A 20953-nucleotide genomic window follows, 5' to 3' on the forward strand; every position below is an offset into this window, starting at 1 on the left:
GTGAGACTTAAGACTTTAAATCAACCACTAGGCGTTTTGTTAATATTTTTGACTAGCCAAATAGGATTTAGTTCTAGGGTTGCAAAAGCACAAACCCCAGTTGCACCAACAACTACCACAAAATCAATTTGCTCTAGCCAACTGGGAACAGCGATAGATGCTGTAATCAATCGTCCCTTATTTAGTCGGGGGCGCTGGGGAATTTTGATACAACCTCTGTCAACGGGGCCAACTCTTTACAGTCGAGATGCTCAAAAATATTTTACTCCTGCGTCTAACCTCAAATTGCTGACAACAGCAGCCGCGTTGCAGGAATTGGGTGCTAATTTTCGGATTCGCACCTCTATTTATCAGAATGGCAATGGTATTTTACGTGTTGTCGGCAGGGGAGATCCTAGCTTAAGTGATACAGAACTGCAAAAATTGGCACAGCAGTTAAAACAGAAAAGGATTACCCAAATTCAGCAGTTGAGTGCTGATGATAGTTATATTCAAGGTGATATTGTTAACCCCACCTGGCAATGGGAAGATGTGCAGTCAAGTGATGGCGTACCAGTCAGCAGCTTTATTCTGAATAAAAATATTTTTAGCTTTAAACTTGTACCACAGGCTGTAGGTAAATCTTTGCAAGTGGTATGGATTGATGCTGACGAAGCAAAACAGTGGCGGGTAATTAATCAGTCAATAACCGTCCCTCAAAATCAACCGAGCTACGTCAATGTTACCCGCGAATTATCAGGAACAGTATTACGAATTCAAGGACAACTGACAACGAATTCTGAAGAATCTTTAATAGATTTGCCTGTAGTCGATCCTAATTATTACTTCTTACGGCGCTTCCGTACTGCTTTAGCAACAAAAAAAATTACTTTGGGACAGACATTAGTAGTAAATGGTGGTGTGAATCAACAGGAAATAGCATTTGTAGAGTCGCCACCTTTAGCTGAATTATTAGCAGAAACTAATTTAAATAGTAATAATCTTTATGCTGAAGCATTACTGAGAGCATTAGCTGTGAAAAAGACCAGACTGAAAAATCAGACTAGTGCTGATGTCGGTTTAGAAGTTGTCAAAGCAAGTTTAACTAAATTGGGGGTCAATCCAGCAAATTATATTTTAGTGGATGGTTCCGGTTTATCACGTCGTAACTTAGTGACACCAGAAGCTTTTGTCCAAATTTTGCGGGGAATGGCAAAAACTCCAGCAGCATATATATATCGCGCATCTTTACCCGTGGCTGGTAAAAGTGGAACTCTGAAAGGCCGCTTTCAAGATACACCTGCTGAGGGCATTGTGCAAGCAAAAACAGGGACGTTAACGGGTGTAGTTTCTCTATCTGGATATATGAATGCGCCGAAATATGAGCCGCTAGTTTTTAGTATTATCGTCAATCAGTCGGATCAGTCTGCAACAGTTGTACGACAGGCAATTGATGAAGTTGTTGTGTTGTTGACACAGTTGCAGCATTGTTAATATTAGACATCTTGCAAAAGTAACTTTTGCAAGATATTGGGGAAAGGTTAAAGGTTAAAGGGTAAGGGAAAATTCCATACCTTTACCCTTTAACCCTTAACCTTTTCCCCACTTCTGCAAGAAGTCTATTATACTTTTGACTCATAACTTTTTTCATGCCAGCCAAAATCTTACCACCGCCCCTAAAACCTGGAGACTTACTACGAGTAATTGCCCCTAGTGGTGCTTTGCGAGAATTTGAGGAATTTAAACAGAGTCTAGAAATTTGGCGATCGCGTGGTTATCAATTAGAAATCAGTCCGCAGATAGATGACAAATGGGGTTATCTAGCTGGAACAGACGAAAATCGTCGTCAACAGCTAGCAGCAGCATGGCAAGATCCTGACTGTCGTGGTATTCTCTGTGCCAGAGGTGGTTTTGGCAGCACCCGCATCTTAGAAAATTGGAATTGGCCAAACTCAGGGCCGCCCAAGTGGCTCATAGGCTTTTCTGATATCACAGCTTTATTATGGAGCCTTTATACAGCAGGAATTTCCGGCGTTCACGGCCCTGTAATGACAACTTTGGCAGATGAGCAAGATTGGTCAATTAAGCGATTATTCGATTGGGTAGAAGGTATTTCGTTTGCCCCTCTCAAAGGTTGCGGTTGGGGTGGTGGCGTAGTTACTGGTACTTTGTTACCAGGTAATCTCACGGTGGCTACTCACCTTTTGGGTACACCAATCCTGCCAAATCTAGATGGTGTAATTCTGGCCTTCGAGGATGTTACGGAAGCACCTTATCGCATCGATAGGATGCTGACACAGTGGCGTTTGAGTGGTGCTTTGTCTCAAGTCTGCGGTATTGCTTTGGGGGGTTTTACTCGCTGTGAAGCGTCACCAACTATATCTAGTTTTAGTGTAGAAGAAGTATTGCGCGATCGCTTGGGCGATTTGGGGATTCCCATTGTCTCCGATTTGCCTTTTGGCCATGATAGTCCCAATGCAGCCTTACCAGTGGGTGTAGAGGTAACTTTAGATGGAGATGCGGGAATATTAGCGATGCCTGCGGCGGCAAGCTACGCGCCATAGTTTCCCGCAAACATTTTTATAACAAAAACTTTGGATAGTAAATAAAATCAAATAATATCCAAGTTAAAGGAGATCATTATTCATTTTTTAAGATTTTTTGAAACCATTGTTCTAGGCGATCGCCCATAGCTTGTAGAGAGTATAAAGTTTCTGCTCGTTGACGACAGGCACGACGGTCAATTTCATTTAGGCGGTAAATGGCTTCTACTAAACCTTTGACACTATCTGGCTCAACCAAAAAGCCAGTTTCGCCATCTTTGACAATTTCTGCCAACCCACCGCGAGAATAGGCAATCAATGGCACTCCACAAGCAAGTGCTTCCAGTGTTACGGTAGGATAAGCATCTATCCATCGGGGAGTTGCTAAGAATGCCCGGCACTTACCTAATTGTTTTTGTAGCTCATTTGTCTGTAAAAATCCTATATATTCAATTGGGGCATCAGGGTATTCTTGACAAATTTGCTCCCAGTAAGCTTCATTTTGTCGCAGTCCAAAAATTTTTAGGGTAATACCTGTGATTTTTGCTGCTGCAACTGCATCTTCTAGCCCTTTTTCAGGTGCTATCCGGCCTGCCCATGCCAAGGCTGAACTTGGTTGATTACAAAACTGATAAGCAGATACATCTACACAATTAGATAGATAGGTAAATTGCTCTGGAAATATAAAAGTAGATGCTTGAATTTTACCCTGAACAGCAACAGTTCCAGGGAAATTATTTACTACCAATTTGATAATCTGATCTATTGCATCTGTCAAAGAACTCATACTTATAAAATGCGCGATCGGACGATTAAAAAATGGTGTTAAATATAATGGTAGCCAATCATAAGCAAAGTTAAGAATCAAATCATAATCTTCTTGAACTTGGCGAGCATAATCCCACATATTCGCCAAAACAGAGTTATTTGGTATGTAAACTGGGTCAGTACGGGATTGAGTTTGTCCTGGTACTTGAAGTTCTCCAGGGATTTCTTTGATAGACAATGAACCCATAGCTGACCCTTGCGGTGCTACAACCTCGACTTTATGCCCTCGCCGCAGTAATTCTTGAGCGTAATTAAATAAGATTAACTCCACGCCCCCACCTAATCCTGTACCTAGCGCCCCAACTGGAGTAGACATAAACAATAATTTGTAAGGTGGTATTACCATAATTTTTATTAACAACAAACTATTTATGCAATCTAAAATCTTACCACCGCCTCTGAAACCTGGCGACTTAGTACGAGTAATTGCTCCTAGTGGGGCTTTGCAAGAATTTAAAGCATTTGAGAGGAGTATAGGAATTTGGCGATCGCACGGCTATCAAGTCGAAATATTTTCTAAAATAGATGACAGATGAGGATATCTAGCAAGTACAGAGGAAAATCACCCCACCAAATATACCTAGCTTTAGTGTAGAGGAAGTATTACGCGATCGCTTAGGTGATTTGGGTATTCCTATTGTTTCAGGCTTGCCTTTCGGTCATGTTGTGCCTAATGCAGCCTTACCAGTGGGTATACAAGCAACCTTAGATGCAAATTAGAGAATATTAGATATCAGGCAATAAGTGAGTCGTAGATTTCGATTCAGCAGTTCTGACAGCTCTATCTGCATCATGACATGGAACAGAAGCATGATAATATCATTTATGCGTTCTGTTATGAGCGAAGAAGCAGCAAAGCAGAGAAATCAATCCTTTTACCGTTCAGTATCTTTACTTACCGTTGATTACGCGAACGGTGAACGATATGGAATAATGTTGTTAGTACACCTAAAAAATATTTATGAAGTGTAAGTTTTTTGGTGTTAGTCTAAAATATTAACCTTATTGAGTAAAATAAATAATTTTTATGAATACAATATCAGTTCCGGCTTTTTTAAAAAGTTATTGGAAAGATTCATTTAATTTAAAACAGCATCTCCAAGAATTTTTAAATTCAGATGAAAAAACTCTAGAGACGAAGTTAAAAAATGGTCAGGAACAAATGACCAAGTTAGGTAACAAAGATTTTGATTGGGAAAAATCTGCTGTTTTTTATCGTGACAAGGTAGGAGAACTCTACTTATTTGAGTTAGCAGCATGGCATCTAAAAAGTTATGACTACATTGAAAGTACGCTGCTATTAATTACGGATCATGCTCAAGGTCGGGTGTTAGATTTTGGTGGTGGGATTGGAACTCATACTATTGCTGCTGCTCTTTGTCCTCAAGTTAAAGAAGTAATTTATTGCGATCTTAATCCTATTAGTTGTGATTTTGTTCGTTATCGAGCCGAACAACTAGGTCTGAGCAACAAAATTATTATTTCTGAGGAAATATCTCCAAAAGAAACTTTTGATACCATTATTTCTTTCGACGTTTTAGAACATTTGCCCGATCCTAGTCAACAACTACTACAATTTCATCAAATTTTGCAACCTGAGGGTAAAGTAATTCTCAACTGGTATTTCTTTAAAGGGTTTAATCAAGAGCATCCTTTTCATATAGATGATCCTCAAGTAGTAAATACTTTCTTCCAAACAATTCAGAGTAATTTTATAGAAGTTTTTCACCCTTACCTGATAACAGCTCGGTGCTACCGTAAATGGAGATGAATTAAATATTTGATTTTTGTTTTCGTATGTACCTTCATTCTCAACTCAACAAAGATATTACAACAAAACAGTGAGATCGCAAAGGAAGATTGGTATAAGAAATAACCGTTCTATCTGGAAGTTTTCATTTCTGGGAATTGTTCTGAGTTTATGTTCAATATTTTTATTTGGTTGTCAGGCTCAACTACAGAAAAATAGTGAAGTTATTCATCTGACACTGTGGCAATCAATCAATCCCCCTGTTAACCGGGATGTGTTTGAAAAACTCGTAGATAAATTTAATCAGACACATACTGATGTTAAAGTGGAATCTATTTTCATAGGTCAACCCCAATTGCCAAAAATATTAACAGCAGTTGTGGGCAATACGCCTCCAGACATTCTGTCATTCAACCCTCAATTGACAGGTCAATTTATGGAATTAGGGGCAATTCGGCCTTTAGAAGAATGGCTGGACAAATTGCCCTTAAAGTCGGAAATTAGCCCCAACTTATGGGAAGAATTAAAATTAGGCGGTCATATTTGGTCAATCCCTCTTTACACGAGCAATTTAGGCATTTTTTACCGACCTAAACTTTTCCAAGCTGCGGGAATTACGCAAATTCCTAAGACTTGGGAAGATTTGAAGGAAGTTGCCAAAAAATTGACCATAGACCGGAATGGTGACAATCGACCTGAACAGTACGGAATGTTACTGCCTTTAGGAAAGGAAGAATGGACTGTATTTAGTTGGTTCCCCTTTTTATTGAGCGCTGGCGGAGAGATTGTGACCAATAACCGTCCAAATTTGACGAATCCAGGTGCGATCGCAGCCTTACAATTTTGGCAGGATATATTAAAAGATGGTTCAGCAACCCTTTCTTCCCCAGAGCGAGGTTATGAAGAAGACGCTTTTATTTCTGGTCGCGTTGCAATGCAGATCACAGGACCTTGGACTTATATAATGAAGTCTAATGTTGATTTTAAAGTATTTCCCATACCTGCAAATGTGAAACCTGCGACGGTGACAGCCACTGGAAATATGTATTTGATGAAGACCACGCCAGAAAGAGAGCAAGCCGCACTCAAATTTTTAGAGTATGTTTTAAGTGAAGAATTCCAAACAGAATGGAGTATAGGGACAGGCTTTTTACCAGTTAACATCAAATCTGCCCAAAGTCAGGCTTATCAAGAAATTCTCCAGCAAAAACCTGTCTTGAAAGTCTTTATTGACCAAATGCCTGTATCAGGTTCTCGACCAATCATTCCTGGCTATAGTCGCTTGTCTGACAGTTTAGGTCGAGCTATCGAAGCCACCATGCTAGGTGCGTCTCCAGAAACAGCACTCAAACAAGCTCAAGCAAACCTCGATTCAATTTGGGATTCCCTGCAATCTAGATGAAATCTAAAATCCTAACTAAGGCTTCCTTTTTACTTAGCCTTGCACCAAACTAGGTTTCAAGCCCGATTTAATTATGATCAACCAGAAATTCCACTCCGGCGATGTGAATTTCTTTTCAAAGTACACAAGCCAATTGCTGGTACAAGTCCCAAAATTATTGCTGTAAGCCCTTGTCCACTCCAATACAATATAAAGTTACGGTTTGTTTCTGGAATCAAATTTTGCACCAGAAAAAGCAACCAAACCAAAATAGTGATCCAGAAAAAAGAGATTGAGGGTACAAAATTCCACCACCAAATGCCTGCTGTATATCGCCTCAACACCAGCCATTGGCAAATACCTAGCCAAATTCCAGAAATTATATATGCGATCGCAGACAAAAATCCAAAAATCAAAGTATCTTCAGAAGATGATGAGGCAATGGTTGAAATGTAGTTAATCCAGGCTGTAGAAACACCGTTGGCAATCAGCCAACCTACACTAGTAGCAAATAGCCACTGCCAACTCGGTAAATATCGGTAAAGGACAAGAGCTTGGTCAGCAGCGAAAATCACGGCAAATATAACGTTACTGAGACTTCTAACCAAAATGCTCCATGTTTGTGGTTGATTAGCAATGTTAGGTGAGAGACTTTGGAGAATAATTTTCTCTAAAGCGATACTAGCAACGCCACCCACAACCCATCCGATGATGGTCATTAAGGTAAACTGAATAAAGAACCTCTGTCGCTGCGATCGCGGGATCAAAAACTTTCCTGGGTTAGGCTCGTTATTAGCAGATGTAAGATGATCGGGACTGTTAGAGTCAGTTTGCATAAGAAGTTAGGAGAGTGAGGGAATAGGAGATCACAGAGATCACGGAGATAGGGGAGCAGGGGGAGAATTAACTAATGCCCTGTTTGGCCAATCCTCAATTAAATATTGATTCTTGTTTTACTCTATTTCTCAATTACCAGTCCCTATTTTCCATTCCCCACTCGCCACTCGCGACTTCCCCAAGGCGAGAATATTATGTCAATAATAACAGTCTATTCTCAATAGAATCTCATTAACCTATTCTTATTGCTAAAGATTTAGGGGTAGCCTATCATAGACATCGCTTTGAGTCTGGGAAACTAAACCAAACGATAAATAGTGATTTTTTGTTAGTTCTTAACCTTGGTTGTGATCAAGAGTAATTTAGATGCGTTTGCCCTGCCCATTACAATTGCACAAGAACCTTCACTTAATCTTTAAAGAAAAATTAGTATATACACCGTATCTTTTACGAGTTATAAAAATCAAAATAGGATTACAAAGCATCAAGATAAACTTACATCTTCGATCTGGTTTTACCCAACAATAGTCATACATAAAGACCTAATAATCTTTGTGATTTTCTTCTAATTTGTTGGAGTAAGGAAACCAGCTTTTCAGAGCTAGGTTTAAAGAAAAGTTCAGTCTTAATTCTCTTTGTGTCCTTCAAGGTTTATTACTAGAATGCTGCAAAAAATCTCCTTGGCTTTACTCGGAATGACTGCTGTGGTCATGAGTGCGAATCCAGCTAGTGCCGTAACTCTACAAGTCAATAGTGGCCCGTTTTCTAGCTACGCTGATGCCAAAACTGTCACCTTTGACGATGGCACAGCAAATGATCCTAATGGATTTGTTACTTACTCTAATATTACTAGTAACATTGTTCAAGGTAGCGTATCTAGTCAATATGCTTCACCTTATGGAGATAACACCAAATTTCTCACAATTGCTCCAGTAGGTAGTAATGTTGCAGGCGACAGTGGTTTGGTCAATATTAACTTCAAAGAAGCTGTTAATTACTTCGGTTTTTATGCAGGTTCATTGGATAGTTACAACTTTGTTGACATTTACAAAGGTAATCAGTTGTTAAAGACTTTTAGTGGTGCAGATGTGCCAACTGCTATAGCTAATGGTAGTTGGACTAGCACTGAAGCTAATATGTTTATCAATCTTGTAGCTAATACAGGAGAAACATTTGACCGAGTTGTGATGCGCTCAGATGGTATTGCCTTTGAAACAGATAACCATGCCTATAGACTAGCCCAGAGCGTTCCTGAATCTAATGCGATGTTAGGTGTGTTAGCAATAGGTGCTTGTGGTATGATGTCAGTCTTCAAACGCTCACAACAGAAAGTGGCAGTGAAAGGATAATATTTATCAGGATAGCTGTTAAAAACCCTTAAGGATGTGTCTCTACGCAAGCGTAGAGACACATTTGTTATTTTTCATGGAGTTTTCCTCATACGCTCCTACTGATGCATAAGTGAGAGGTGCATTTCTACATGGGACTTAAAGCAATGATTTCATGGGATAAGCCAAAAAAACAATAACTTGTAGCACTTGCTGGCATTAATACTGTAGTCAAGCCAACCGATCGCTCATATCCAATAATCAAAATATTATAAAATATTACTATTATGCCCTGCTATTCACCTTTTCCTGAAAACCTGCTGGAAAAGCGTAATCCCAGAATGATAAGCTAAACAGTGGCATAAATAGGATGAAGTAATAAATGGGTGTTTATTCAACGACTCCTCATCTCTTACGGGCTGCTCGTGGTGAAGTAGTAGATCGTCCCCCTGTATGGATGATGCGACAAGCGGGACGGTATATGAAAGCATATCGAGACTTAAGAGAGAAGTATCCTTCGTTTCGCGATCGCTCCGAAATTCCAGAAGTAGCAATTGAAGTTTCCTTGCAACCCTGGAAAGCCTTCCAACCAGATGGAGTAATTTTATTTTCTGATATTGTCACCCCCTTACCTGGTTTGGGCATTGACATGGACATCGCCGAAGGTAAAGGGCCAATCATTCACTCACCCCTCCGCACTCAAGAACAAATCGATGCTCTGCATCCTTTAGAACCAGAAGCAGCTCTACCATTTATCAAGACAATATTGCAAGCGCTGCGTTCGGAAGTAGGCGATAAATCAACGGTGCTGGGCTTTGTGGGTGCGCCGTGGACATTAGCAGCTTATGCAGTAGAGGGAAAAGGTTCTAAAACCTATTCCATCATCAAAAACATGGCATTTTCAGATCCGACGATATTGCATCAACTGTTAGCTAAATTAGCAGATGCGATCGCCATCTATGCCCGCTACCAAATTGACTGTGGCGCTCAAGTTGTGCAAATGTTCGATTCTTGGGCGGGTCAATTGAGTCCTCAAGATTATGATACTTTTGCTCTCCCCTATCAGCAGCGAGTTTTCCAGCAAGTCAAGCAAACCCATCCCGATACACCTTTGATTTTGCTAGTTAGCGGTAGTGCGGGTGTGTTGGAAAGAATGGGACAATCGGGTGCTGATATTGTCAGTGTAGACTGGGCAGTTGATATGGCAGACGCACGAGCCAGATTGGGTAAACAAGTAAAAGTTCAAGGAAATCTTGACCCAGGCGTGTTATTCGGCTCTAAACAGTTTATCCGCGATCGCATTCTCGATACGGTTCGCAAAGCTGGCAATTGGGGTCACATTCTCAATCTCGGTCACGGTGTCTTACCAGAAACTCCCGAAGAAAATGTCGCTTTCTTCTTTGAAACCGCAAAGGAATTGAATCTTGCAGGAGTTAAGAGTTAAGAGTTATGAGTTATGAGTTAGGAGTTATCAGTTAGGAGTTATCAGTTGCGAAGTGCAAAGTTATTTTTAACTCCTCACTTGTCACTCCTAACTTGATTTTTAACTCCTGATTCGGAACTTTTAACTTTATTCTTAACTCTTTAGTTTTAACTCCTAAATTTTGAAAAACTCTTTATGAGCCAGAAGCGGATTTTAGTGACTGGTGCAAGTGGTTGTGTAGGTCATTATTTAACAGAAGCCTTAATTAAAGAAACAAATCACGAACTGTATCTATTAGTTAGGAACCCAAGCAAGCTACAAGTTGATACCAAGGCACGTTCAGGCATCAACGTTTTACAAGGTGATATGCAAAATATTCGCCAGTTTGGCGATTTGCTATCCACAATTGATACAGCGGTACTTACAGCCACAGCTTGGGGTGGCGATCGGACATTTGATATTAATGTCGTCAAGACAATAGAATTACTCGAACTGCTAGATCCCGAACGTTGCCAGCAGGTAATTTATTTTTCGACAGCTAGCGTTTTGGATCGCTACAATCAACCATTGAAAGAAGCCGGGGAAATTGGGACAGATTATATCCGTTCTAAATATGAGTGCTTAGAGAAAAAAGAAAAATTAGCGATCGCACCCAAAATTACCACAGTTTTTCCGACTGTAGTATTGGGCGGTGATGCGAATAAACCCTATTCTGCTGTCACATCTGGTATTACAGAAGTGACGAAATATATTAATGTAATCCGTTTTTTGGAAGCAGATGGCAGTTTTCACTTTATCCACGCACAAGATATTGCCACTGTAGTGCGATATTTAATCGATCATCCTGCCAAAAACGATCAACCACGTCGGCTGGTTTTAGCTCAAGCACCATTAACTGCTAATCAAGCAGTGAAACAAGTTTGTGCTTATTTTGGCAAAAAGATTTACTTTCGCATTCCCATATCTATAGCATTAGCTAATTTGATTATTGTTCTGTTTCGCATTCGGATGGCCGCTTGGGATCGGTTTTGCATGAACTATCGGCATTTTACATACAAAAAATTCATCAATCCCGATAGTTTCGGCTTGCCAAATTATTGTGCAACCATGAGTGATGTTTTGAAAATTAGCGGTGTTGAAAAGGCTAAAAATTGATTATAATCTGTGGCTTTTGACAACGTTTGGAAAATATTAGCAGAAAATTATCCTCATCTCGTAGAGAGCGACTGGGGTCATTAGGTATGAGTGAAGAATGGAAAATTACCTCTTTCCTCTCTGCTCTCCAGTCCCTTGATTTGAGTTAAAAATATCAATGGTAAAATAAAACAACTTTAATAAAAAGTCAATAACTCTTTATTTTCGTTAGAGTGGGATAACAATCAAAGTGTGAGGATTGATACTACATGCGAATCTTGTTAGTGTATCCAATATTTCCCAAAACCTTTTGGTCTTATGAAAAAATCTTGGAGTTAGTCGATCGCAAGGTTTTATTACCACCTCTGGGTTTAGTAACAGTAGCGGCGATTCTGCCCCAAGAATGGGAATTCAAGCTGGTCGATCGCAACATCCGTGCAGCAACAGAAGCAGAATGGGCATGGGCAGATGTAGTAATTCTCTCTGCGATGATTGTCCAGAAACAAGATTTACTTGACCAAATTCAGGAAGCAAAAAAACGTGGCAAACTAGTTGCAGTTGGCGGTCCCTACCCCACCTCTGTACCTCACGAAGTTGAAAATGTTGGCGCAGATTTTCTGATTCTGGATGAAGGGGAAATCACGCTGCCCATGTTTATTGAGGCAATAAAAAGGGGTGAAACTTCTGGGACTTTCCGCGCCACAGAAAAACCTGATGTCACCAGCACACCAATACCCCGCTTTGATTTATTAGAATTGAACGCTTATGACATGATGTCGGTGCAGTTTTCGCGCGGGTGTCCCTTCCAGTGCGAATTTTGTGACATTATTGTTCTCTACGGGCGCAAACCGCGCACCAAAACCCCAGCCCAACTCTTAGCAGAGTTAGATTGCCTCTATGAATTGGGTTGGCGGCGGGGTGTGTTCATGGTGGATGACAACTTCATTGGCAACAAGCGAAATGTGAAATTGTTGCTGAAAGAGTTAAAAGTCTGGATGGCAGAACACAAATATCCCTTCCGATTTGACACTGAAGCTTCAATTGACTTAGCCCAAGACTCAGAAATGTTGGAGTTGATGGTTGAGTCTGGTTTCTCGGCGGTATTTTTGGGAATCGAAACGCCGGATGAGGATAGTTTGCAAATGACCAAGAAGTTTCAAAATACTCGCAGTTCTCTAACTGAGGCAGTTGAAACTATCATCAAAGCGGGATTGCGCCCAATGGCTGGGTTTATCATCGGCTTTGATGGCGAAAAAGCCGGCGCAGGCGATCGCATCGTCCGTTTTGCGGAACAAGCAGCAATTCCCTCAACTACCTTTGCCATGTTGCAAGCGTTACCTAATACTGCGCTTTGGCATCGCCTGAAAAAGGAAGGACGATTACGGGAGAATCAAGATGGCAACATCAACCAAACAACATTGATGAACTTCCTGCCTACCCGTCCTCTAGAAGAACTTGCACGAGAATATATTGAAGCCTTCTGTACTTTATACGACCCAATACAGTACTTAGATCGCACCTATCGCTGCTTCTTGATGATGGGCTTGCCGAGTTGGAAAGCCCCAGCGAAAATGCCAGAGTGGGTAGTTATAAAAGCGTTGCTAATTGTAATTTGGCGACAAGGAATCAAACGGGAAACCCGTTGGAAATTCTGGCATCATTTGTTCAGCATTCTCAAGCGGAACCCTGGAGTTATTGAACATTACATCGCTGCTTGCGCCCACAACGAGCATTTTCTGGAGTATCGCCAAATTGTGCGCGATCAAATTGAAAGTCAGCTAGCTGAATATTTAGCACAAGGTGCAGAAACGCCTTATGTTCTAGTTAAAGAAAAAGCTGAGGAAAAAGCTGAAGCGGTAGTTAGTTAAGAACTTCCAAATCAAACAATATCCCATTGCAGAAGGACTTCAAGGTGGTAGTCGTAATCGGTGGTGGACTTGTGGGTATGAGCGCTGCGTACCAACTAACGCGTTATGGCGTGCCAGTAGTCCTAGTTGATCGGGCTGATGAAGGCAAAGCTACGACGGCGGGTGCAGGAATTTTATCGCCAGGCAATCGGTTCCCGTCTGGCGATCCGATTCTGCCGCTTTTAAAGGAACCCCATGCTTATTACCCCAAGTTGATTGCAAGTCTGGCTGAGGACGGTGAATACCATACTGGGTATGAGAAGGTGGGGGCACTTCATGTTGCTACTACCGACGAAGAGGCGTCCCAAATGTCGAAGTTACTGGAACAAATCCAGGAACGCCGGACAGCTGGATTTAATCACATCGGGGATGCCAAGATAGTCGATTCCGACGCTGCTAGATCCTTCTTTCCAGCCCTCAGCCCAGTTAAGGCTGCGATTCATATTCCTGAAGCTGCTCGTGTTGACGGTCAACTACTCTGTAGCGCACTGGAACGGGCAATTGTTCAGCGCGGTGGATCTCTAGTTCATGGTCGTGCTGAGTTGGTGGTTGATCAAGGAAAAGTGACGGCCGTCACGGTTGAAGGTCAGACTATAGCGGCCGAAGCAGTAATTGTTGCTGCTGGCGCTTGGTCAGCCACCCTAGCCAAGCAACTCGGTATAACGATGCCAGTGTATCCACAGCGTGGCCAGATCGCCCATTTAGTTGTTCCTAAGACCGAGACTGGAGGATGGTCTATTGTTATGGGATTTACACACTACATCCTGACTTTTCCGAGCGATCGCATAGTGGTGGGCGCAACACGCGATAATGTCGGCTATGACTATCGTGTGACTATGGGCGGAATGCGGGAGATTATCAACGAGGGGCTGCGAATGGCGATCGGACTAGAGTCTGCCACTGTACAGGATGTGCGTATCGGTTTTCGTCCGCAGAGCCAGGATACTGAACCTTTTATTGGGCAAGTACCTGGCTTTGAAAATGTGTATTTTGCCACCGGGCATGGTGGGTATGGGCTGCAAGTAGGGCCCTACTCTGGTGCGATCGCTGCCGATTTGGTGCTTAACAGACCAGTCTCCACCGACTTAAGTCCCTTCGCAGTTGATCGCTTCAGTCATACCTCATTACCTCAGTCTGGCTAAACCTGTATTGATAATATTTTAGGTTTCTTCTTTCTTTTTAATTCCAGTGATTTCGTTAACTAAATCTGAGGCTCTATTAATTAATGAGGTGTCAATATCAATTTGATAATTCCCTTGTTTTAAAACCTCTATCACAACTTTACTGAAATCTGCGTTACCTTTCCTCGCACCCAAACCATTAATTGCACATTCAATTTGCCTCACGCCACAACTTAAAGCAATGAGTGAATTATCTACTGCCATACCCAAATCATCATGACAGTGTACTGAAACGACAACTTCGTTAATATTGGGTACTCGATTCAGAATCATTTGCAGAAGTTGCGAAAACTCTTCTGGCGATGCCAAACCTAAGCTATCAGGAATACTAACAGTAGTAGCACCACTCTTAATTGCAATTTCAATAGATTTACACAAAAAATCTGGCTCACTTCTAGGAGCATCAAAAGCGCTCCATTCTACATCATCACAGTAATTGCGTGCCAGAGAAACACTCTCTTTGATTGTTGCTAATACTTCTTCTTTGGTTAATTTAGACTTATTTTTCAGATTTACCGGAGTATAAGTGTGAATTCTAGCTCTGATTGCTGGTTTAATTGCTTCAGCAAGAGTGATTATTTCATTTGAATTTGAACTAGCTAGTCCACAAATAGTAGAATTTTTAATTATTTTAGAAATATTAAAGACTTCATCAAAATCTTTTTGAGAACTTGCTGGATAACCAACTTCAATAATATCTACTCCCATTTCTTCGAGCAATTGGGAGATGATGATTTTTTGTTGTAAATTCATCTTTACACCAGGCGTCAATTCTCCATCACGCATGGTGGTATCAAAAATAATTATTTTTTGATTATTTTCTGACATATTGGCTAGAGATAGCGATCGCTTACATCAAATGCAATATTAAGGAATATCCTCACTTAAGAAAACTGTCTCTAAATCCCGATAACCGCTGACAATACGTACAACTTACACACCACCATCAATAGGGCGATAAAATATTAAATAATCTTCTACTGGAAAACTCCGTAAACCGCGGGCAAAATTATCGAAACTTTGCCCCATATTAGGAAAATCAGCCAATGATAATACTAGGCGATTATTACTAATGACAAATGACAAATGACAAATTAGTTAATTCGCCGCTGTTTGGGCTTCTTGATAAATTATTTCTTGGAACTGGATCATATCTTTTTGTGGATCGGCGTGGCTAACTTTCACCACTATCTGTTCGCCCAAGTTCACAGAACGTTTGAAAGCCATTGGCAACTGCAAGCCCAAATCTTCTAACAAAATTAGGGCTAAGTTGCTGTCTTCTCGCAGCCACATCAACACTGTCACATCCCAAGTTTCCTCTGGATGACGGCGTAAATACTCTAGAGCATAATATCTATTAGTTTGTCGCTCCACCATCGTCACCTCTTGGGTGATGCTGGTGACAGTCATCATCACTTCTTTAAGTTGATCTGCGGAAAATGGCAGAACTTCACCCCGCAAATGGGCTTTAATTTGAAAGTGGGTGAGTAAGTCACTGTAGCGGCGGATGGGAGAGGTTGCTTGAGTGTAAGTATCCAAGCCCAAACCAGCATGGCGCAAAGGCGTAATGCTCATTTCACTCTTGGGCATACAACGACGCATGGCGCAAGCGCGAACGAATCCGGCTGGAAGTAGAAGCAATTCCTCATCTGGAGGTAATTCTGGTTGCGGTTGACCGCGAAAAGGCAAAGGGATGTTATGAGTTTTACCATAACGAGCCGCAACTTCACCGGCAACAATCATCATTTCTGCTACCAATTGCCGCGATGGGGAATCGTCCAAAATATCGATGTGGATCTCCTCACCTTTGACTTTGATCGTCGCTTCGGGCATGGTGATGCTAATTGCCCCTTGGGCGTAACGCCAAGCTTTACGCCGCTGTGCCCAAGTGGCGATCGCAGCTATTTCTGGTTCTGCTTGTACCCGCAATTGCAGCATTTCATCTACATCTTCGTAGGTGAGGCGATAAGTCGGCTTAATAAAGCTGGTATGAATGCTGTAATCTTCTACTCCCCCAGTTGTACCCAAAATAATCCCGAAACTCAGGGCGCAACAAACTTTTCCCTGGATCAGACTCATTGGCCCAGTTGCCAACACCTCTGGAAACATGGGAATCATTCCCGTCGGTAAATAGACTGTACTACCGCGCTTTCTGGCTTCCAAATCTAATTCATCTTCCGGTACTAACCATCTTGTGGGATCGGCGATATGCACCCACAACCGTTCCCGTCCATCGGGCAGTACTTCCCAACTTAGACCATCGTCGATCTCTGTGGTAGTTTCATCATCAATGGTGTAAACCTTCAGGTGAGTCAGATCAAGGCGGTTTGCATCTGAGTCAATCGGCGGGAAATCCAAACGCTGTTGCGCCACTTCTAATACCTTATGAGGAAATTGAATCGGAATTGAAGAACGACGCAGGAACAAGTTTTCATAAGGACTCCAGCAACCCAAATCTACTAATAGTTGAAAAGCCCCCTGGGGCGTTGTGGGCCGTCCCAGCATGGTCATAGTTTCTAATACTGGAGCGCTGGGCGGATAAGCGCGAGCCAAGGAGTCATAATTAACCCCCGTCCGCACCGTGTCAGCTATTAGCGCTGCATATTTTTCTAGCCCTTCTAAGCGCTGGCGATCGTGGCGCTGCCACTCTACTGCTTCACCTTTGAGCGCCTGCTCTACACGAGTTAAAAATTCCTGCTGTCCTTTAGCTTTTAGTGCCTCTACTTCCAGTTGGTGCTTGCGTTCTGCCACTTGAGCAGCAGTTCTCGGCTCGTAAGCGTCTCCTTTTTGCTTGAAATAAAGTTTGTCGTCTGATAACAAGCAATAGGCGGCGTAACGAGGAGGTGCGGCTGATTCTGAAAATAGCAGATTCGCCATTTGGTCTGGGGTAACTGTTTCGCCATCTTCAACCAGTAATTCCCAAGCCACTTCTAAACTAGATGGGTCTAAATAAGGCTTGATCTGCTCCAAAAAGCTGGCAATCTCAGAAGCCTTGTAAGTCTGTCCGGTAACTGTATAGGTTATTTGTCTAGGCGCGAGGCTGTGGGATTGTCCACGTTCGTCTACCACAAACCAGCGGGTTTTACCGTCTGGACGTTCTACGATGCCCAGACGGCGATCGCCTTGAACCCTAAATTCAACTAGCGTCCCCTTCTCCACAACTCTCGCACTCTAATTTGGTGAACAGTTTAAATAGTTTTAAGTTAGGAGTTAGGAGTTAGGAGTTAGGAGTTTTGATTCTTAACTCTTTGTACAGACGCGATTAATCGCGTCTCTACTCATAACTCATCACTCTTTTTAGCCTTCCGCATTGATAAATGGCAACAAAGCCACAATCCGCGAACGTTTAATTGCTAATGTCAACTCTCGCTGTTGCTGAGACGTAAGCCCGGTAATCCGACGTGGCAGTATCTTTCCCCGCTCGGTGACAAACTTACGCAATAAATCAACATCTTTATAATCGATTGGTTCTCCTGGCTTGATCGGAGAAAGGCGACGACGGAAATAACTCATCTTTTTTACTTAATTTCCTTGTGAACGGTATGTTTGTTGCAGTGGGTGCAGAACTTTTTCAGTTCTAGCCTGTTGGTGGTGTTGCGGCGATTCTTAGTACTGGTATAACGTGAAACACCAGCAGAACGCTTATCTGAATTTGTCCGGCACTCAGTACACTCTAGTGTGATAATAATGCGGGCACCTTTACTCTTAGCCATAATCTTACAAACAGTGAAGCCTGAAGAGAAATTAACACAAATGACTATCTTCTCACATTCCGCCGCATATTTTCAACTAATCTTTTAATTTTTATATCGAGCGAGTAGCCACGACGCGACGAAACGATGAAAGTTCCACAATAGCGATCGTGTAAAGCCTGCCGCATCTGGGTATCAGAGAAGGCAGTCCCACAATCAATTGCTAGGGGAATTACTAGCAGTATAGCAGTGGGATTGGCTCTAATATTGCTCAGGGCAATTGACACTAATAAAGCACCCAAACCGATAATCGCCTCTCGCTTCACCAGTGAGAGCAAATCGGGAATTCTGCCCACTACTTCTCCATCTTCAACTTCCAACACCTTTAAATCGAACGCCCAACGCCCTAAACTTTGCCCTTGATTGTTATATGGCACCAGCACCCGCGAAACTAGCCAAAGTATGACAAAAACTAAGATTTCCACAAATTGAATCCCGATATCGCCGCCTCCCAGCAGGGAACTGACTAACCAGACACCAAGGAAATCAAGTCCTAATGCCATACCTCGTCGCCCAATCTCAGCTTTGGGATAGTGTTTTTGGGGAAGTCGTTCGATAGTCATACACAATAGGTATTTTTATTTAGGGGTTGGGAAATAACGATCGCTCCTGTTTTTAATATTAGGATGATGACTTGGCTAGTTGCTGCGCTGTAAAGGAACAAAAACCAGCCAACAAAAATTTGTACAACTACCAACTGTACAACTCAAAAATAGGATTAAGCAGCTATGCCAGTTTTCATACCCTGCTGGTACTTGGTTGGCATCTCATAGAGTAGCCGCTACACCTCATGAATGCAACATACAGTAGGGTTGTACATCTGTATTGTATTGTTGTAGAAACTTCATTTTAATTAATTTGGAAGTTGTATCTATGACACATCTGTTTACTAAAACAGCTATTAGTCTGGTGACGACTACTGCTTTAACGTTAGCGATCGCCATAAACACGAACAACCTAGCTCATGCTGCTGAGTTCAAATTTAACTGGACAGGAGACACTGGTTATTTAGCTCAAGGTTCATTTAACTACGATACAACAACTGCTCCCAGCGTCATTTCTGAAACAGGCTTGGGAGCTACGAAGAACTTGCAATCTCTCTCAATTTCCTTTTTTGATCCCTTGAGTAATCTCATAAATAGTTTCACTCCAGTGCTTAGTGGGATATCTAACTACGGCTTTTTGAGATTCAACTTTGATAACACTACCGAGCAAATCTTTGGTCCCTTCGATGTTGGCAAGGATGATGAGCTTCCTGGCGACACATGGCTTAATAATAATCTCGCACTCATAGACGAAGGTTTTAGTGATGAGGTTCTAGCTAAAGAATTTGGTTTTAACAATAGAGATACAGTAGGCACAAAGCAAATACTAGATTTAAGCAACAATTCGGTTCAGGTATCCAAAATCCCCGAAGGAAGCATAATTATCGGTTTACTAGCAGTGTGTAGCTTGGGACTTACCACTTATAGAAATCTAGACAAAGCTACCCAAGAATAAAAGAAAAGTCGGAGGCGATCGCTATGTTATCAGTCAGCGATGCACAAGCAATTATTTTAAATTTGGTGCAGCCGTTGGATCTTCAACGAGATACAGAAGTTGTAAATTTATTGACAGCAGATAGTCGCATTTTGGCAACGCCTGTCACCAGTCCGCTAGATTTTCCCCATTGGGATAATTCGGCAATGGACGGCTACGCAGTTCGCTATGAAGATGTACAGCACTCTAGCACCGAACAACCAGCCATTTTGGAAATTGTTGAAGAGATTCCGGCTGGATATCAGCCGAAGTCTACGATTCAACCAGGGCAAGCCGCACGGATTTTCACAGGTGCGGTAATCCCAGCAGGTGCGGATACTGTAGTCATGCAAGAGAAGACACGCCGCGAAGAAAACCGCGTGTTTATCCTGGATGTGCCAAAACCGCAAGGATTTGTCAGACGCAAAGCATCTTTTTATCAAGCTGGAACACAACTACTACCAGCAGGAATTAAGTTAAATGCCTCAGAAATTGCTGTCTTAGCAGCTGCACAGTGTCGGCAATTAAGTGTTTACCGCCGTCCGCGTGTGGCAATTTTTTCCACAGGTGATGAGTTGGTGACAGTCGATCAACCGTTGCAACCAGGGCAAATTGTGGATTCTAATCAGTATGCGCTGGCAGCTTTAGTGAGGCAAAGTGGTGCAGAACCGTTAATTTTAGGCATTGTGAAAGATGATCCAGTTGCTCTGGAGAAAGTCATTGCTCACGCCATTGCGATCGCTGATATAGTTCTTTCTTCTGGTGGCGTCTCAGTAGGAGATTATGACTATGTTGACAAAATTTTAGAGTCACTACAAGCAAAAATCCACATTCAGGCTGTACAGATAAGTCCAGGAAAACCCCTTACTGTCGCCACTTTCCCAACTCAAAATTCAGCACTATACTTTGGTTTACCAGGAAACCCTGCTGCTGTGTTGGTGACATTTTGGCGGTTCGTGCTACCAGCAATCAAGAAACTTTCGGGAATTACTGAAGGTTGGGAACCACTATTTTTGAAAGTGCGATCGCATGATGAATTGCGATCGGATGGCAAACGTGAAACTTACCTTTGGGGGAAATTGCATTTAATTGATGGAGTTTATGAATTTCACAAAGCTGGTGGTAGTCACAGTTCTGGGAATTTAATTAATTTAGCTCAAACCAATGCCTTAGCTGTTCTACCTGTGGGTCAAACAGTAATTTTGCCACAAGAAGAAGTGCAAGTTTTACAGCTTAGTAACAGGTAATGGGGAGTAGGGAGTCAGGAGTGAGGAGACAAGGAGACAAGCTAACTTTTCACGTTATGTGGAAAAGCGCACGAAAAACCTAACCCCCTAACCCCCTTCCCGACACGAGAAGGGGGAAAATTCAAAGTCTCTCTCCTAAAAGGAG

General features: G+C 42.1%; 19 protein-coding genes and 1 pseudogene. 12 read left to right on the top strand and 8 right to left on the bottom strand.

Going from position 1 to position 20953, the window contains the following annotated elements; translation table 11 throughout:
- Together dacB and HWQ42_RS31590 are read left to right on the top strand one after the other, a co-directional pair.
- Positions 1-1473, top strand: coding sequence for a D-alanyl-D-alanine carboxypeptidase/D-alanyl-D-alanine-endopeptidase (dacB, locus tag HWQ42_RS31585; RefSeq protein ID WP_292819066.1), 1473 nt, complete (start codon positions 1-3; stop codon positions 1471-1473).
- 155 nt (positions 1474-1628) lie between these two features.
- Positions 1629-2543, top strand: a complete 915-nt coding sequence (locus tag HWQ42_RS31590; protein ID WP_292819069.1) for an LD-carboxypeptidase — start codon at positions 1629-1631, stop codon at positions 2541-2543.
- 76 nt (positions 2544-2619) lie between these two features.
- Here HWQ42_RS31590 and HWQ42_RS31595 read toward each other — a convergent pair whose 3' ends face one another.
- Positions 2620-3666 carry a glycosyltransferase family 4 protein gene (locus tag HWQ42_RS31595; RefSeq protein ID WP_292819071.1) on the bottom strand — a complete coding sequence of 349 codons (1047 nt, stop codon included), beginning with the start codon at positions 3664-3666 and terminating at the stop codon, positions 2620-2622.
- Between the two features lie 55 nt (positions 3667-3721).
- Here HWQ42_RS31595 and HWQ42_RS31600 point away from each other — a divergent pair.
- The 3 genes and pseudogenes from HWQ42_RS31600 (at position 3722) to HWQ42_RS31610 (ending at position 6502) form a co-directional block, all read left to right on the top strand.
- A pseudogene (locus HWQ42_RS31600) lies at positions 3722-4070 on the top strand (hypothetical protein).
- A 307-nt stretch (positions 4071-4377) separates the two neighbouring features.
- On the top strand, positions 4378-5121 hold the full coding sequence (locus tag HWQ42_RS31605; RefSeq protein WP_292819074.1) for a bifunctional 2-polyprenyl-6-hydroxyphenol methylase/3-demethylubiquinol 3-O-methyltransferase UbiG: 744 nt from the start codon (positions 4378-4380) through the stop codon (positions 5119-5121).
- A gap of 70 nt (positions 5122-5191) precedes the next feature.
- Complete coding sequence (locus HWQ42_RS31610; protein ID WP_292819077.1) at positions 5192-6502, top strand: ABC transporter substrate-binding protein; 1311 nt, start codon at positions 5192-5194, stop codon at positions 6500-6502.
- A gap of 77 nt (positions 6503-6579) precedes the next feature.
- Here HWQ42_RS31610 and HWQ42_RS31615 read toward each other — a convergent pair whose 3' ends face one another.
- Positions 6580-7317: a hypothetical protein gene (locus HWQ42_RS31615; RefSeq protein ID WP_292819080.1), complete on the bottom strand. Its 738-nt coding sequence runs from the start codon at positions 7315-7317 to the stop codon at positions 6580-6582.
- Between the two features lie 663 nt (positions 7318-7980).
- Between HWQ42_RS31615 and HWQ42_RS31620 the strand changes: the two genes are divergently transcribed.
- The 5 genes from HWQ42_RS31620 to HWQ42_RS31640 all read left to right on the top strand — a co-directional run bounded on the left by HWQ42_RS31620 (position 7981) and on the right by HWQ42_RS31640 (position 14252).
- Positions 7981-8667, top strand: coding sequence for a PEP-CTERM sorting domain-containing protein (locus HWQ42_RS31620; RefSeq protein WP_292819083.1), 687 nt, complete (start codon positions 7981-7983; stop codon positions 8665-8667).
- A gap of 361 nt (positions 8668-9028) precedes the next feature.
- Positions 9029-10090, top strand: a complete 1062-nt coding sequence (gene hemE / locus HWQ42_RS31625) for a uroporphyrinogen decarboxylase (protein WP_292740507.1) — start codon at positions 9029-9031, stop codon at positions 10088-10090.
- Between the two features lie 174 nt (positions 10091-10264).
- Positions 10265-11224: an NAD(P)-dependent oxidoreductase gene (locus tag HWQ42_RS31630; RefSeq protein ID WP_292819086.1), complete on the top strand. Its 960-nt coding sequence runs from the start codon at positions 10265-10267 to the stop codon at positions 11222-11224.
- 248 nt (positions 11225-11472) lie between these two features.
- On the top strand, positions 11473-13071 hold the full coding sequence (locus HWQ42_RS31635; protein ID WP_292819089.1) for a B12-binding domain-containing radical SAM protein: 1599 nt from the start codon (positions 11473-11475) through the stop codon (positions 13069-13071).
- Positions 13072-13115: 44 nt separating this feature from the next.
- Complete coding sequence (locus HWQ42_RS31640; RefSeq protein ID WP_292819092.1) at positions 13116-14252, top strand: FAD-binding oxidoreductase; 1137 nt, start codon at positions 13116-13118, stop codon at positions 14250-14252.
- Positions 14253-14270: 18 nt separating this feature from the next.
- On the opposite strand, the gene HWQ42_RS31645 is transcribed toward HWQ42_RS31640, so the two are convergent.
- From HWQ42_RS31645 to HWQ42_RS31670, 6 genes are all read right to left on the bottom strand, one after another.
- Entirely contained in the window at positions 14271-15119 is an 849-nt protein-coding gene (locus HWQ42_RS31645) for a 2-isopropylmalate synthase (RefSeq protein ID WP_292819095.1), read from the bottom strand.
- 105 nt (positions 15120-15224) lie between these two features.
- Positions 15225-15377: a type II toxin-antitoxin system RelE/ParE family toxin gene (locus HWQ42_RS31650; protein ID WP_334813485.1), complete on the bottom strand. Its 153-nt coding sequence runs from the start codon at positions 15375-15377 to the stop codon at positions 15225-15227.
- 12 nt (positions 15378-15389) lie between these two features.
- Positions 15390-17450 carry a ribonuclease catalytic domain-containing protein gene (locus tag HWQ42_RS31655; RefSeq protein ID WP_292740497.1) on the bottom strand — a complete coding sequence of 687 codons (2061 nt, stop codon included), beginning with the start codon at positions 17448-17450 and terminating at the stop codon, positions 15390-15392.
- Positions 17451-17588: 138 nt separating this feature from the next.
- Positions 17589-17804 (bottom strand): 30S ribosomal protein S18, encoded by a 216-nt coding sequence (rpsR, locus tag HWQ42_RS31660; protein WP_012411240.1) that lies wholly within the window; start codon positions 17802-17804, stop codon positions 17589-17591.
- Between the two features lie 5 nt (positions 17805-17809).
- Positions 17810-18004, bottom strand: coding sequence for a 50S ribosomal protein L33 (gene rpmG / locus HWQ42_RS31665; protein ID WP_012411241.1), 195 nt, complete (start codon positions 18002-18004; stop codon positions 17810-17812).
- A 44-nt stretch (positions 18005-18048) separates the two neighbouring features.
- Positions 18049-18606 carry an RDD family protein gene (locus HWQ42_RS31670; protein WP_292740495.1) on the bottom strand — a complete coding sequence of 186 codons (558 nt, stop codon included), beginning with the start codon at positions 18604-18606 and terminating at the stop codon, positions 18049-18051.
- Positions 18607-18916: 310 nt separating this feature from the next.
- Here HWQ42_RS31670 and HWQ42_RS31675 point away from each other — a divergent pair, with 310 nt between their 5' ends.
- Together HWQ42_RS31675 and glp are read left to right on the top strand one after the other, a co-directional pair.
- Positions 18917-19543 carry a PEP-CTERM sorting domain-containing protein gene (locus HWQ42_RS31675; protein ID WP_292819098.1) on the top strand — a complete coding sequence of 209 codons (627 nt, stop codon included), beginning with the start codon at positions 18917-18919 and terminating at the stop codon, positions 19541-19543.
- Positions 19544-19566: 23 nt separating this feature from the next.
- The gene (glp, locus tag HWQ42_RS31680) at positions 19567-20808 is read left to right on the top strand and encodes a gephyrin-like molybdotransferase Glp (RefSeq protein WP_292819100.1); all 1242 of its coding nucleotides are present in this window, start codon (positions 19567-19569) and stop codon (positions 20806-20808) included.
- The last annotated feature ends 145 nt before the right edge of the window (positions 20809-20953 follow it).

Source organism: Nostoc sp. JL23, from assembly GCF_017115065.1.
Lineage (GTDB): Bacteria > Cyanobacteriota > Cyanobacteriia > Cyanobacteriales > Nostocaceae > Nostoc > Nostoc punctiforme_A.

Coding starts and splice junctions, on each gene's coding strand:
- HWQ42_RS31590 (WP_292819069.1), top strand. CDS start 1,629: ATGCCAGCCAAAATCTTACCACCGCCCCTAAAACCTGGAGACTTACTA.
- HWQ42_RS31595 (WP_292819071.1), bottom strand. CDS start 3,666: ATGTCTACTCCAGTTGGGGCGCTAGGTACAGGATTAGGTGGGGGCGTG.
- HWQ42_RS31605 (WP_292819074.1), top strand. CDS start 4,378: ATGAATACAATATCAGTTCCGGCTTTTTTAAAAAGTTATTGGAAAGAT.
- HWQ42_RS31615 (WP_292819080.1), bottom strand. CDS start 7,317: ATGCAAACTGACTCTAACAGTCCCGATCATCTTACATCTGCTAATAAC.
- HWQ42_RS31620 (WP_292819083.1), top strand. CDS start 7,981: ATGCTGCAAAAAATCTCCTTGGCTTTACTCGGAATGACTGCTGTGGTC.
- hemE (WP_292740507.1), top strand. CDS start 9,029: ATGGGTGTTTATTCAACGACTCCTCATCTCTTACGGGCTGCTCGTGGT.
- HWQ42_RS31630 (WP_292819086.1), top strand. CDS start 10,265: ATGAGCCAGAAGCGGATTTTAGTGACTGGTGCAAGTGGTTGTGTAGGT.
- HWQ42_RS31635 (WP_292819089.1), top strand. CDS start 11,473: ATGCGAATCTTGTTAGTGTATCCAATATTTCCCAAAACCTTTTGGTCT.
- HWQ42_RS31645 (WP_292819095.1), bottom strand. CDS start 15,119: ATGTCAGAAAATAATCAAAAAATAATTATTTTTGATACCACCATGCGT.
- rpsR (WP_012411240.1), bottom strand. CDS start 17,804: ATGAGTTATTTCCGTCGTCGCCTTTCTCCGATCAAGCCAGGAGAACCA.
- rpmG (WP_012411241.1), bottom strand. CDS start 18,004: ATGGCTAAGAGTAAAGGTGCCCGCATTATTATCACACTAGAGTGTACT.
- HWQ42_RS31670 (WP_292740495.1), bottom strand. CDS start 18,606: ATGACTATCGAACGACTTCCCCAAAAACACTATCCCAAAGCTGAGATT.
- HWQ42_RS31675 (WP_292819098.1), top strand. CDS start 18,917: ATGACACATCTGTTTACTAAAACAGCTATTAGTCTGGTGACGACTACT.
- glp (WP_292819100.1), top strand. CDS start 19,567: ATGTTATCAGTCAGCGATGCACAAGCAATTATTTTAAATTTGGTGCAG.